Source organism: Pseudomonas sp. KH_027 (assembly GCF_057838565.1).
The window spans coordinates 477,676-489,907 of the sequence record NZ_CM174470.1 but is presented as its reverse complement, the minus strand read 5'-3'; the positions used below and the strand labels follow the sequence as shown (position 1 = coordinate 489,907).

Annotated in this window: 15 protein-coding genes; 14 read left to right on the top strand and 1 reads right to left on the bottom strand. The window is 65.7% G+C overall.

Annotated elements, in window-relative coordinates:
• Positions 1-67: 67 nt before the first annotated feature.
• The 4 genes from AC3IYG_RS02360 to AC3IYG_RS02345 all read left to right on the top strand — a co-directional run bounded on the left by AC3IYG_RS02360 (position 68) and on the right by AC3IYG_RS02345 (position 2,972).
• On the top strand, positions 68-1,042 hold the full coding sequence (locus AC3IYG_RS02360; protein WP_489312118.1) for a sulfite exporter TauE/SafE family protein: 975 nt from the start codon (positions 68-70) through the stop codon (positions 1,040-1,042).
• A gap of 77 nt (positions 1,043-1,119) precedes the next feature.
• Positions 1,120-1,554, top strand: a complete 435-nt coding sequence (gene trxC, locus AC3IYG_RS02355) for a thioredoxin TrxC (RefSeq protein ID WP_489312117.1) — start codon at positions 1,120-1,122, stop codon at positions 1,552-1,554.
• A gap of 91 nt (positions 1,555-1,645) precedes the next feature.
• The gene (locus AC3IYG_RS02350) at positions 1,646-2,089 is read left to right on the top strand and encodes a YiiD C-terminal domain-containing protein (protein WP_489312116.1); all 444 of its coding nucleotides are present in this window, start codon (positions 1,646-1,648) and stop codon (positions 2,087-2,089) included.
• Positions 2,090-2,174: 85 nt separating this feature from the next.
• Entirely contained in the window at positions 2,175-2,972 is a 798-nt protein-coding gene (locus AC3IYG_RS02345) for a universal stress protein (protein ID WP_489312115.1), read from the top strand.
• A gap of 57 nt (positions 2,973-3,029) precedes the next feature.
• Here AC3IYG_RS02345 and AC3IYG_RS02340 read toward each other — a convergent pair whose 3' ends face one another.
• Entirely contained in the window at positions 3,030-3,803 is a 774-nt protein-coding gene (locus AC3IYG_RS02340; RefSeq protein WP_489312114.1) for a ParA family protein, read from the bottom strand.
• 341 nt (positions 3,804-4,144) lie between these two features.
• Here AC3IYG_RS02340 and AC3IYG_RS02335 point away from each other — a divergent pair, with 341 nt between their 5' ends.
• From AC3IYG_RS02335 to AC3IYG_RS02290, 10 genes are all read left to right on the top strand, one after another.
• Positions 4,145-4,876: a beta-ketoacyl synthase chain length factor gene (locus AC3IYG_RS02335; RefSeq protein WP_489312113.1), complete on the top strand. Its 732-nt coding sequence runs from the start codon at positions 4,145-4,147 to the stop codon at positions 4,874-4,876.
• Complete coding sequence (locus AC3IYG_RS02330) at positions 4,852-5,658, top strand: lysophospholipid acyltransferase family protein (protein WP_489312112.1); 807 nt, start codon at positions 4,852-4,854, stop codon at positions 5,656-5,658. Before AC3IYG_RS02335 ends, AC3IYG_RS02330 begins: the two co-directional genes overlap by 25 nt.
• On the top strand, positions 5,639-5,899 hold the full coding sequence (locus AC3IYG_RS02325) for a phosphopantetheine-binding protein (RefSeq protein WP_489312111.1): 261 nt from the start codon (positions 5,639-5,641) through the stop codon (positions 5,897-5,899). Before AC3IYG_RS02330 ends, AC3IYG_RS02325 begins: the two co-directional genes overlap by 20 nt.
• Before the next feature lie 12 nt (positions 5,900-5,911).
• Complete coding sequence (locus tag AC3IYG_RS02320) at positions 5,912-6,169, top strand: acyl carrier protein (protein WP_489312110.1); 258 nt, start codon at positions 5,912-5,914, stop codon at positions 6,167-6,169.
• Positions 6,170-6,179: 10 nt separating this feature from the next.
• On the top strand, positions 6,180-6,731 hold the full coding sequence (locus AC3IYG_RS02315; RefSeq protein ID WP_489312109.1) for a COG4648 family protein: 552 nt from the start codon (positions 6,180-6,182) through the stop codon (positions 6,729-6,731).
• Positions 6,728-8,470 carry an ApeI family dehydratase gene (locus AC3IYG_RS02310; protein ID WP_489312108.1) on the top strand — a complete coding sequence of 581 codons (1,743 nt, stop codon included), beginning with the start codon at positions 6,728-6,730 and terminating at the stop codon, positions 8,468-8,470. The genes AC3IYG_RS02315 and AC3IYG_RS02310 overlap by 4 nt, the downstream gene beginning before the upstream one ends.
• Complete coding sequence (locus AC3IYG_RS02305; RefSeq protein ID WP_489312107.1) at positions 8,463-9,221, top strand: glycosyltransferase family 2 protein; 759 nt, start codon at positions 8,463-8,465, stop codon at positions 9,219-9,221. The genes AC3IYG_RS02310 and AC3IYG_RS02305 overlap by 8 nt, the downstream gene beginning before the upstream one ends.
• Complete coding sequence (locus tag AC3IYG_RS02300) at positions 9,218-10,150, top strand: lysophospholipid acyltransferase family protein (protein ID WP_489312106.1); 933 nt, start codon at positions 9,218-9,220, stop codon at positions 10,148-10,150. The genes AC3IYG_RS02305 and AC3IYG_RS02300 overlap by 4 nt, the downstream gene beginning before the upstream one ends.
• Positions 10,131-11,675: an HAL/PAL/TAL family ammonia-lyase gene (locus AC3IYG_RS02295; protein ID WP_489312105.1), complete on the top strand. Its 1,545-nt coding sequence runs from the start codon at positions 10,131-10,133 to the stop codon at positions 11,673-11,675. The genes AC3IYG_RS02300 and AC3IYG_RS02295 overlap by 20 nt, the downstream gene beginning before the upstream one ends.
• A gap of 131 nt (positions 11,676-11,806) precedes the next feature.
• Complete coding sequence (locus tag AC3IYG_RS02290) at positions 11,807-12,232, top strand: acyl-CoA thioesterase (protein ID WP_489313822.1); 426 nt, start codon at positions 11,807-11,809, stop codon at positions 12,230-12,232.

Here is a 12,232-nt window from a genome sequence, read left to right as displayed (position 1 = left end):
AAGGCCACTATCTTGGCGCCACCGCGCGGCTAACCGCCCGACTTACTCACGCTCAGGCTAGCTGTAGATGAAAATCCGCGACCTCGACTTCACCCAGAACCCAATCAACAATGAACACGAAGCATTGGGTTTACCGCCAGTCGAAGATTATGTTTCGCACCCCGCCAACCACCCCATCCTGCGGGCGGCCATGTGGCTGGCGATTGCCATCCTGATCAGCCTGTTGCTGTTCCTGGCCTGGCGCCTGTTCTTCGGCGACCATGAAAGCACCGGCCTGGAGATCATCGAAGGGGCGCTGAACAGCCCGCTGTTCTGGAGCGCCGTGGCCGTCGGCTTTTTCGCCCAGGCCATCGATGGCGCACTCGGCATGGCCTATGGCATCACCGCCACGACCTTTCTCTTGGGCGCCGGCGCCTCGCCTGCCGCGGCCAGTGCCAGCGTGCATATCGCCGAAGTCTTCACCACCGGCTTGTCGGGCATCTCCCACGTCAAGCTGGGCAACGTCAACAAGTCCCTGTTTCTGCGCCTGCTGATCCCCGGCATTATCGGCGCGGTACTGGGCGCGGTGGTCATTACCCAGTTCGACGGCAAGGTGCTGAAACCATTCATCTCCGCCTATCTGCTGATCATGGGCCTGTACATCCTGAGCAAGGCCTATCGGCATGTGGTGCACAGCAAGCAGCCCGAGCACATTGCCAAGCTGGCGTTGTTCGGCGGCTTCGTCGACGCCGCCGGCGGCGGTGGCTGGGGCCCGGTGGTGACCACCACGCTGCTCGGTTCCGGCAGCGACCCGCGCACCACCATCGGCTCGGTCAACTTCGCCGAGTTCTTCCTGACCATCGCCAGCGCCACCTCCTTCATCCTGCTGGCCGGCCAGCCAAGCACCTGGCTGCTGGTTGCCGGGCTGGTATTCGGCGGGTTGTTCGCCGCGCCGTTTGCCGCGCTGCTGTGCAAAAAGCTGCATGCCAAAACCCTGCTGGCCATCATCGGCAGCTTGATCACCCTGCTCAGCGCCTACAACATTTACACCGCCCTGGCCTGAGGGCGGCTTGCCGCGGGCTTGATATCTGCCCTGCTCGGCTCCAGCTAGCAGGCATACCGCCCGCCCTGGAGCCTGTCATGTCCGCCCCCCTGCTGATCCCCTGCCTGCACTGCAACGGTCTCAACCGCATCCCCGCCGAACGCCTCGGCGATACGCCGCGTTGTGGACGTTGCAAAGACGCCGTGCTGAGCGCCACCCCCTTCGACCTGACCCCCGGCAGCTACGCCAGCCAGATCAAGGGCGACCTGCCATTGCTGGTGGATGTCTGGGCCAGTTGGTGCGGCCCCTGTCAGGCGTTTGCGCCGACCTTCCAACAAGCTGCCGGCCAGCTGCTCGGGCGCTGCCGCCTGGCCAAGCTCGACAGCGAAGCCCACCAACAGCTGTCGGCACAGCTGGGCATTCGCTCGATCCCCAGCCTGATCCTATTCAAGAACGGTCGCGAACTGGCCCGCCAGAGCGGCGCTTTACCGCTGGCGCAACTGCTGGCCTGGCTGAAGGGCCATGGCATCTGAGCATTTCGGTCAGCCGCGGCGAGCGCCACGGTCATTGCCGCCGGGTGGGTAACGGCTAGGCTGGTAGACAGCCAACAAGAAGGAAGACGCCATGCCGTTCCCCGCTGAAATCGCTCGCCAGTTCACCGAAGAAAAGATCGCCTTCGTCAAACGCAGCAACCTCAAGGCCGAGGTGCTCGAACCGGGTTTCGTGCGCCTGTGCATGCCCTTGGCGGGCAACGAGAACCATATCGGCACCCTGTACGCCGGCGCCCTCTTCACCCTGGCGGAAATCCCCGGCGGCGCATTGTTTATCACCAGCTTCGACGCCAGCCGCTTCTACCCGATCGTCAAGGAAATGAACCTGCGTTTCCGCCGCCCGGCCACCGGCGATATCCGGGTCGAGGCGCGCCTGAGTGCGCAGGAGATCGAACGCCTGCAAAACGAAGCGGCGAGCCTGGGCAAAGCCGAATACCTGCTAGAATTGCAGCTGACCGACGACAGCGGCGAGGTGGTGGCGGAGAGCCGTGGCCTGTATCAATTACGCGTCCACTGACGCCTGACCTTGCCATAGGTCAAAACACCAGCTAAGCAATGAGACACAATAAATTGCCGACACGCATCGGCAGGAGAGCCGTCTCATGTTCAAACACATCCTCATTGCCCACGACCTGCGCGACACCGCCGACATGGCCCTGTGCCGCGCGACGCAGTTGGCGCGCCAGCACGACGCCAAACTGACCATCCTGCATGTGCTCGACCCGAGCCAGAGCAGCCAGCAACATGACCAGGCCCACCAAGCCCTGGACCGCAGCCTGACCCAATATGCGCCGCCTGACAGCGCGTTGCGCCTGCTCAGCGGCAAGCCATCGGAGGTGGTGTTGCAGCAGTTACAGGAGTTGGATTGCGACCTGCTGGTGCTTGGCGGCCACCATCAACGGCATGATTTTTTCTCCGGCACCAGCCTGGATCGCATTGCCCGCCACTGCCCCGTGCCGCTGCTGCTGGTGGCGCGCAACGAGTTCCAGCCTTATCAACACGCACTGTCGGCCATCGACTTTTCGCTGTGCGCCTGCAGCGCTCTGGCGCAGGGCTACAACCTGCTGCCAGCAACGGCCGAGCTGCACGCCCTACACGTATTCGAACCGGCCAAGGGCACGCCAAAACAAGTCGAAGCGCAATTGCAGATCCAGCAGGCACTGATCGACCAGTTGCTGCATGACGAAGCGCAAAACCTCCCAGCCGGCGGCCCGACACTCAGCCACTCGGTGCAGCAGGGCGGCATCTTGCGCTGCCTGCAAGAGCAGCTGCGAACCCGTCGCAGCGAGCTGCTGGTGCTTGGCAGCCACGGCCGTAGCGCATTGTCACAGGCGCTGCTCGGCAGCCTGGCCCAGCATTTCCTGCACAAGGCGCCGTGCGATATTTTCGTCGTGCGCTAGTTCGGCAACCCACCCACGCGCAAGGAGGCCAAAGGCAGCTTTGCGCGTGGTAACCGGCTAAACCGTGCTGTCCAGCAAGCGGTGTAGTTCAACGAACTGCTGGGTCAGCTTGTGCCGTGGTTCGAAGAAGATCAGCGGCGTGGACACCTGGTGCGATTCGCGCATCTTCACCGAACTGGCCAGGTACACCGGCAATACCGGCAGGTTCTCGGCAATCAGCTCATCCAGCAATTGCTGCGGCAGCGTTGCCCGTGACTGGAACTGATTGACGACTATGCCCTCGACTTCCAGCCCTTCGTTGTGGTCTTCCTTCAGCTCTTCGATCTCGGCCAGCAGGCCATACAGCGCCTGCCGGGAGAAACTGTCGCAGTCGAAGGGGATAAGCACACGATCGGCGGCGATCAGCGCGGAAACCGTGTAGAAGTTCAGTGCCGGCGGGGTATCCAGGTAGATCCGGTCGTAATCCTCAGCCAGTTCATCGAGCAGCTTTCGCAGCTTGTTGATCTTGTGTTTGGCTTCGAGCTTGGGTTGCAGGTCGGCCAACTCGGCGGTGGCGGTGACCACGTGCAGGTTGTCGAACGGCGTCTCGTAGATATCGACCTTGCCCTTCTTGGCAAAAGGCCCGGCGGCCAGGGTCTGCTTGAAGAAGTCGGCAATACCCATGGGGATATCGTCACCGGTCAGGCCGGTGAGGTACTGCGTCGAGTTGGCCTGCGAATCGAGGTCGATCAGCAACGTGCGATAACCCTCCGAGGCACTCACCGCCGCCAGGTTGCAGGCGATACTGGATTTACCCACCCCGCCTTTCTGATTGAACACTACACGTCGCATACCGCACCTCCCTGAGCCACTCCAATAGCTAGGGATTCTATGCAAAGCGCGTGACAAGGGCGAGGCAGATAGTCGAGCAGTGACCAGCGGCGCGGTTATTCCAGACAAATACCGCCACACTCACCGCACATTTGCCCAGTTAACCAGCAAGATGCGGCGTTTTGCCGCCATCGACAGCTCCGCGTAGCGCCCGAGATAATGCAACCAGCATTTGCCTGAGCTCCGCCGGGGCGGGATAATGCCGGCGCTTTGCTATGGCGCTATCGACAAGGCTTTTGTCGCTAAGGAATCGCCCTCGTCGACATGGATGCCCACAGGGGCCGAAAAGAGCTCTCAGCCCGATGCATTTCAGTATTTCCCAATGGCGCGCCTGGGCTCCCGGACTGGAGAGCCCCCAAGACTGGCAAGCCTGGAACCGGCAACCCTGGCGACCCGCCCCGAGCGCAGCGCAACCGGACGTCGCCTTTCTCCCCCCCCTGCAACGCCGTCGTCTCAGCCGCCTGGCCCGCATGGCCTTCAGCGTCGGCTGGCCGCTGGCGGAACAAGCCGCGAGCGCGGAGCAGGCGCACGTGCCCTTGGTGTTCGCCTCGCGACACGGCGAAACCAACCGCACGTTCGCCCTGCTCAGCGACCTGGCCGCGTACGCGCCGCTGTCACCGACGCAATTCAGCCTCTCGGTACACAACGCAATCATCGGCCAGTGGTCGATCCTGCGTGGCGACACCAGTGAGATGACCGCCCTGGCCGCCGAAGGCGATGGTCTGGAGCACGCGATACTCGAAGCCGGCATGCTGCTGACGGAAGGTGCCCCGGCAGTGCTGGTGGTGGTCGCCGAGGATCTACCGCCCGCGACCTATGCGCCCTGGATCGACGATGTGCCGTTCCCCTATGCCGTTGGTCTGCTACTGACGCCCGGCACAGACTGGCAACTGAGTCTCAGCGAGAATAGCGCGCGCGCGGCGGCGGCCGAATGGCCCCATGCCCTGGACCTGCTGCGCAGCCTGCTCAGCAATCACCCCCTCTGCCAGCATCATTGGAAAACCCGCACATGGACTTGGCAACGCAACCTTTGAACAATCGCGACGGCCACTACTACTGGCGGTTGCTGGCCACGGCCTTGAGCTTCGCCCTGTTCGGCATTGGCGGCGTACTGCTGCGTGTGCTGGTTTTCCCCTTGCTCGCCCTGCTGCCGGGCGACGCCAGGGCCCGCCGCACCCGCGCCCGCGCCGTGGTCAGCCGGACTTTCCACCTATTCGTCCAGTTCATGTTCCGCAGCGGCGTGCTCACCTACGAAGTGGAAGGAATCGAGCGCCTGGGCCAGCCTGGGCAACTGGTGATCGCCAACCACCCTTCGCTGATCGACGTGGTGGTGCTGATCGCCTTCATCCGCGACGCCAACTGCGTGGTCAAGCAGAGCCTGTGGGACAATCCCAGCATGCGCGGGCCGATCCGCGCGGCGCAGTACATCAGCAACAGCGGCAGCATGGACATGCTCGACGAAGCCGCCGGCGCCCTACGCCAAGGCCAGACCCTGATCGTCTTTCCCGAGGGCACCCGCACCACGCCGGGGCAGGCGCCACAATTCCATCGCGGCGCCGCCGCCATCGCCCTGCGCGGCGCACGCATCGTCACCCCGGTGGTGATCAGCGTGAGCCCCACCACCCTGACCAAGGCCGAGCCCTGGTACAGCATTCCCGTGCGGCGCTTCCACTTCCGCCTGCGCGTCGGCGAGCATATCGACCCGCAACAGTTTGCCGCCCTGGGCCCCGCGCCCGTCGCCTCGCGCAAGCTCAACGAACATTTGCACCAGCACTTTATTAAGGAGCTCGCCAAAGATGAGCGATCTGCAGCTTGAGATTAAAAACCTGATCATCGAGGCCCTGGGTCTGGAAGATATCGGCCCCGATGACATCGACGCCGAGATGCCCTTGTTCGGCGAGGGCCTGGGCCTCGACTCGGTCGACGCCCTGGAGCTGGGCCTGGCGATTCAGAAGCGCTTCGGCTTCAAGATCGACGCCGACGCCAAGGACACCCGCAAGCACTTTGCCAACGTCGCCAGCCTCGCAGTCTTCGTGACCGCCCAGAAAGCCGCGTAAGAGAGAACGAGCATGCAAAACCGTGACGAAATTTTCAGCACCCTGCGCGCCGCCCTGGTGGAGCTGTTCGAGCTGGAACCCGAGCAGGTCGTGCTGGAAGCCAACCTCTATCAGGACCTGGAAATCGACAGCATCGACGCCGTCGACCTGATCGACCACATCAAGCGCAAAACCGGCAAGAAACTCGCCGCCGAGGAGTTCAAAGCGGTGCGCACCGTCGGCGACGTGGTCGAGGCGGTGTATCGCCTGGTCAATGCACCCGCGGCATGATGGCCCCCGCATGAGCCGCCTGATCGGCCTGACCCTGCTGCTGGCCGGCCTGAGCTACCCCTTTGCGGTGTATTTCGGCCAGCAGCACCTGTCACCGCGCTTCTTCGCCCTGTTGCTCGGCGGCCTCTGGCTGGCACGGCTGCTGAGCCAGGCGCAACGCCCCGGCAGCCGCTGGATGGCCGCGGCCGCATTGTCGTTCTGCCTGCTGCTCGGGCTGGCCGACAACCGCGAACTGCTGCGCTGGTACCCGGTGCTGATCAGCCTGTTCGGCCTCTGCCTGTTCGGCCTCAGCCTCAGCCAGCGCTTCGGCCCGCCGCTGGTCGAGCGCCTGGCGCGCCTGCGGGAGCCGCAGCTGCCGGCGGTGGCCGTGCGCTATACCCGGCAGGTGACCAAGGTCTGGATTCTGTTCTTCCTCGCCAATGGCAGCCTCGCCAGCGCCTTGACCCTGTGGGCGCCACTGAGTTGGTGGGCGCTGTACACCGGGCTGATTTCCTACGCGCTGATGGGCCTGCTGTTCGCCGGCGAATGGCTGGTGCGCCAGCGCGTGCGGGGGCAGGCATGAGCTGGCTCGGCCTGGAACGCCTGCTGCTCGCCGAACAACCGGCGCGCTGCGTCACGCTGGCGCCCGGCCTGCTGCACGGCGAACTGCGCGCGCAGGCCCTGGGCCTGGCCGCCGGTTTGCAGGCGCGCGGTGTGCAGCGCCTGGCCGTGCACCTGGAGGATGCCGCCGAGCTGGCCAGCGTCCTGCTCGGCGCCTGGCGCGCCGGCGTCCGCGTGCTGTTGCCAGCCGATCTGCAGGCGCAAACCCGCCAGCGCCTGAACGCCGAAGTCGACCTCTGGCTGAGCGATCAGCCCGGTGATGCCAGCCTGGCCAGCCTGCTCGCCGAGCCGCTACCCGGCGCCCTGCTGGACCTGGATCACCTCGGCCTGACCCTCTGCACTTCCGGCTCCAGCGGCGAGCCCAAGTTGATCGACAAATCCCTGCGCCAGATGAGCGATGAAGTCCGCGCCCTGGAACAGCTGTGGGGCGCCGAGCTGGGACAGGCCTGCATCGTCGGCAGCGTGGCCGCGCAGCACATCTACGGCTTGCTGTTTCGCGTGCTCTGGCCGCTGTGCGCCGGGCGGCCGTTCGTCCGCCGCGCGCAGCCGTTCCCGGAAGACCTGCAACGCATCAGCCTGGGTCTCGGCCGCGATGCCAGCGCTGCGAACGAGGATGCAGCGGCTGTTCGCGCCGCGACTGCCGCGCCGTTCGACTTTGCCTGGATCGCCAGCCCCGCCCTGCTCAAGCGCATGGGCGACAACCTCGACTGGCCGGCGCTGCGCCGCGTACGCCGGGTGTTTTCTTCCGGCGGCGCATTGCCGCCGGAGGCCGCGCAACACTTGCGGGCACAGCTCGGCCAGTGGCCGACGGAGATCTTCGGCAGCTCGGAGACCGGTGGCATCGCCTGGCGCCAGGGGCCCAGCCTGTGGCAGCCCTTCGCCGACGTGCAGTTGAGCCTGAACCGCGAAGGGGCGCTGCGCGTCGCCTCGCCCTATCTGCCCAACGGGTATATCGAGCAAACCGCCGATGGCGCCAGGCTCGAAGCCGACGGGCGCTTCGAACTGCTCGGGCGCCTCGACCGTATCGTCAAGCTGGAAGAGAAACGCATCTCCCTGCCGATGCTCGAGCAGGCCCTGGCCCACCACCCCTGGGTACAGGACGCGCGCCTCGGGGTGATCCAGGATCAGCGCGCCTACCTCGGTGCCCTGGTCGCTCTCAGCGACGCCGGCCTGCATGCCCTGCGCAACCAGGGCCGGCGCAGCGTCACCGGCGGCCTGCGTCAGCACCTGAGCGAACACTGCACGGCCCTGGCCCTGCCACGGCGCTGGCGCCTGGTCCGGCAGTTGCCGTGCAACGCCCAGGGCAAGCTGCCGCAAGCCGAGCTGGAGGAACTGCTCTACGCCCCGCGCCCCCGGCAACCGCAGGTGCTCGCGCAGCGCGAAGAAGACGGCCAGTGGCATCTGGAGCTGGAAGTCCCGCCGGATCTGGCGCACTTCAGCGGGCACTTCCCGCAAACCCCGATTCTGCCTGGCGTGGTGCAGGTCGACTGGGCACTGGGCCTGGCCCGGCAGTTGCTGAACCTGCCGCCGCGCTTTGCCGGTATGGAAGTGCTGAAGTTCCAGCAACTGGCCCGCCCCGGCGACCGCCTGCACCTGCACCTGCGCTTCGATGCCGAGCGCGGCAAGCTGTACTTCAGCTACCGCAATGGCACCGCCGCCTGCTCGTCCGGGCGCATCCTGCTGGGGCCGGCGCATGCCTGAACTCCGACTCTGCGCCGTGATCCCGGTCTACAACCATGAACACGCGGTCAGCGCGGTGGTCGACCAGTTGCGCGCCGCCGGGCTGCCCTGCGTGCTGGTCGATGACGCCTCGCGGCCGAGCTGCGCCGCGGTGCTCGACCGTCTCGCCGAGCAGCCGCAGGTGTACCTCCGGCGCCTGGAGCAGAACCAGGGCAAAGGCGGCGCGGTGATGGCCGGGCTGCGGGCGGCAGGCAACCTGGGGTTCAGCCATGCCCTACAGGTGGATGCCGACGGCCAGCACGACCTGCATCACCTCGCGCCCTTTCTCGAGCAGGCGCGGCAGGCGCCAGATGCCCTGATCTGCGGCTACCCGCAGTACGACGCCAGTGTGCCCAGGGGTCGCCTGTACGGCCGCTACGTGACCCACGTCTGGGTCTGGATCAACAGCCTGTCGCTGCACATCCGCGATTCCATGTGCGGCTTTCGCATCTACCCGCTGGCACCGACCCTGGCATTGATCGATGCGGTGACCATCGGCACGCGCATGGACTTCGACACGGAAATCATCGTGCGCCTGAGTTGGCGCAACCAGCCGATGCACTGGCTGCCGGTGCGCGTGCACTACCCGGCGGACGGCGTCTCGCACTTCCGCCTGCTGCAGGACAACCTGCTGATCTCGAAGATGCACGCCAAACTGTTCTTCGGCATGCTCGGCCGCGCGCCGCTGATCCTTTGGCGGCGCTGGTACGGGCGCCGCAGGTGGCGCGGATGAGCCGCGAGCATTGGGCCGCACACCGCGAACGCGGCAGTTTCCTGCTGATGCGCGTCACCGCCTGGGCCGCGCGTCACCTCGGTCGGCGAGTACTGAGCCCGCTGCTGCACCTGATCGTCCTGTACTTCTTCCTGTTCGGCCGCCGCGCCCGTCTCAGCATCCACACGTATCAAAGCCGTCTGGCCAACTGGAGCGGCCGCGCCGACCTGCGCCCGACCCCAGGCTCGGTGTTCCGCCAGTTCATGGCCTTCGCCGACGCCCTGCTGGACAAGCTCGACGCCTGGAACGGCCGCCTGCGCCTGGACCAGATCGACATGCACGACCCAGCCAATCTGCGCGGCCAGTTACGTGGCGAGCGCGGGCAGATGCTGGTCGGCGCGCACTTGGGCAACCTCGAAGTCTGCCGCGCCCTGGCCGAGCTCGGCGAGCAGGTGCAGATGAATGTGCTGGTACACACCAAGCACGCCGAACAGTTCAATCGCCTGCTCGGCCAGGCCGGCGCCAGCCACCTGCGGCTGATCCAGGTCAGCGAGCTGGACCCGGCGATCATGCTGCAACTGAGCCAGCGCCTGGAGCGCGGCGAGTGGCTGGCGATTGCCGGTGACCGCGTGCCGCTGCACGGCGCACGCAAGGCCCGGGTGGATTTCCTCGGCCAGCCCGCCGACCTGCCGCAAGGCCCGTGGCTGCTGGCCGGGCTGCTGCAATGCCCGATCAACCTGCTGTTCTGCCTGAAGCACGAGCAGCGTTATCGGCTGATCCTCGAGCCCTTCGCCGAACGCATCGAATGGCGCCGCAGCGAGCGCGAACAGGTGATCCAGCACTACGCCCAGCGCTATGCCGAACGCCTGGCGCAGCACTGCCTGCAAGCGCCGCAGCAATGGTTCAACTTCTTCCCTTTCTGGAATACCCATGACGACAGATCAGCCTGAACCGGTAGTCTTCGGTGAGCGCCCGCTGAGCATCGAGCAGGTGGTCAACCTGGCCGAACAGCACAGCCCGAGCCAACTGCAAAGCGACAGCGGGTTCCGCCAACACATCGCCAAGGGCGCGCAGTTCCTCGACTCGCTGCTGGACAAGGAAGGCGTGATCTACGGTGTCACCACCGGCTACGGCGACTCCTGCGTGATCGCGGTGCCGCTGGTGCATGTCGAAGCGCTGCCCCGGCACCTGTACACCTTTCACGGTTGCGGCCTGGGCAGGCTGCTTGAACCGGCCGCCACCCGCGCGGTGCTGGCGGCGCGTTTGCAGTCGCTGTGCCAGGGCGTTTCCGGGGTGCGCATCGAGCTGCTGGAGCGGCTGCAGGCCTTTCTCGACCAAGACATCCTGCCGCTGATTCCCGAAGAAGGCTCGGTCGGCGCCAGCGGTGATCTGACCCCGCTGTCCTACGTCGCCGCGACTCTGGCCGGCGAACGCGAAGTGCTCTGGCGCGGTCAGGTGCGCAGCGCCGCCGAAGTGCATGCCGAACTGGGCTGGCAGCCGCTGACGCTACGGCCGAAAGAAGCCCTGGCACTGATGAACGGCACCGCGGTGATGACCGGCCTGGCCTGCCTGGCATTCTCGCGTGCCGATTACCTGCTACAACTGGCCACCCGCATCACCGCCCTCAACGTGCTGGCGCTGCAGGGCAATCCGGAGCATTTCGACGAGCGCCTGTTCGCCGCCAAGCCGCATCCGGGGCAGATGCGGGTCGCCGCCTGGTTGCGCCAGGACCTGGCCATCGACGCGCCAACCGCGCCACTGCACCGCCTGCAGGATCGTTACTCGCTGCGCTGCGCGCCGCATGTGCTGGGGGTATTGGCCGACAGCCTGGGCTGGCTGCGGCAGTTCATCGAAATCGAGCTGAACAGCGCCAACGACAACCCGATCATCGACGCCGAGGCCGAGCGCGTGCTGCACGGCGGGCACTTCTACGGCGGGCACATCGCCTTCGCCATGGACAGCCTGAAAAACCTGGTGGCCAACGTCGCCGACCTGCTCGACCGGCAGCTCGCCCTGCTGGTGGACAGCCGCTACAACCATGGCCTGCCGAGCAACCTCTCCGGCGCGCCGGCGGCCACGGCGATGATCAACCACGGCTTCAAAGCGGTGCAGATCGGCACCAGCGCCTGGACCGCCGAAGCCTTGAAGAACGGTATGCCGGCGAGCCTGTTCTCGCGCTCCACCGAGTGCCATAACCAGGACAAGGTCAGCATGGGCACCATCGCCGCCCGCGACGCCCTGCGCAGCCTGGAGCTGACCGAACAGGTCGCCGCCGCCACCCTGCTGGCCGCCAACCAGGGCGTCTGGCTGCGGGAGCGCGAAGCCGACGCCCGGCCGCTGCCGGAACCGCTGGCGAACATGCGCACGCAATTGAGCGAGGACTTCCCGCCGGTGATCGAAGATCGCGCCCTGGAAGCCGAACTGCGCCTGTGCCTGACGCGCATCCGCAGCCGGCACTGGAGGCTCTATGGATAAACACTATGTCAGGGCCAATGTCTTTTGTAGGAGCGGGCCATGCCCGCGAAATGGACAACGCCAAGGCTTCGCGGGCATAGCCCGCTCCTACGGGTTCCTCGTCTGTCCTCTGACGTGGGCGGGGCATGATTATGCGTAGCCGTGGCGCGGTGCAGGCCGAGGTGGAAATCCTCGTGCCGTTCTTCGACATCGACATGATGGAAGTGGTCTGGCACGGCCATTACGTCAAATACCTGGAAGTCGCCCGCTGCGCCCTGCTGGACAAGCTCGCGCACAACTACGCGCAGATGCGTGAGGCCGGCTACGCCTGGCCGGTCATCGACCTGCAACTGCGCTACATGCGCGGCGCACGTTTCGGCCAACGGCTGACGGTGCGGGCCGAGCTGATCGAATGGGAAAACCGCCTGAAGATCAACTACCTGATCTGCGACGCCGAAACCGGCGAACGCATGACCCGCGCCAGCAGTGTGCAGGTCGCGGTGGAGATCGCCACCCGGGAAATGCTGCTGGCTTCGCCCAAGGTGTTTGTCCAGGCGGTCGAGCGGGTGTTGCGGTGA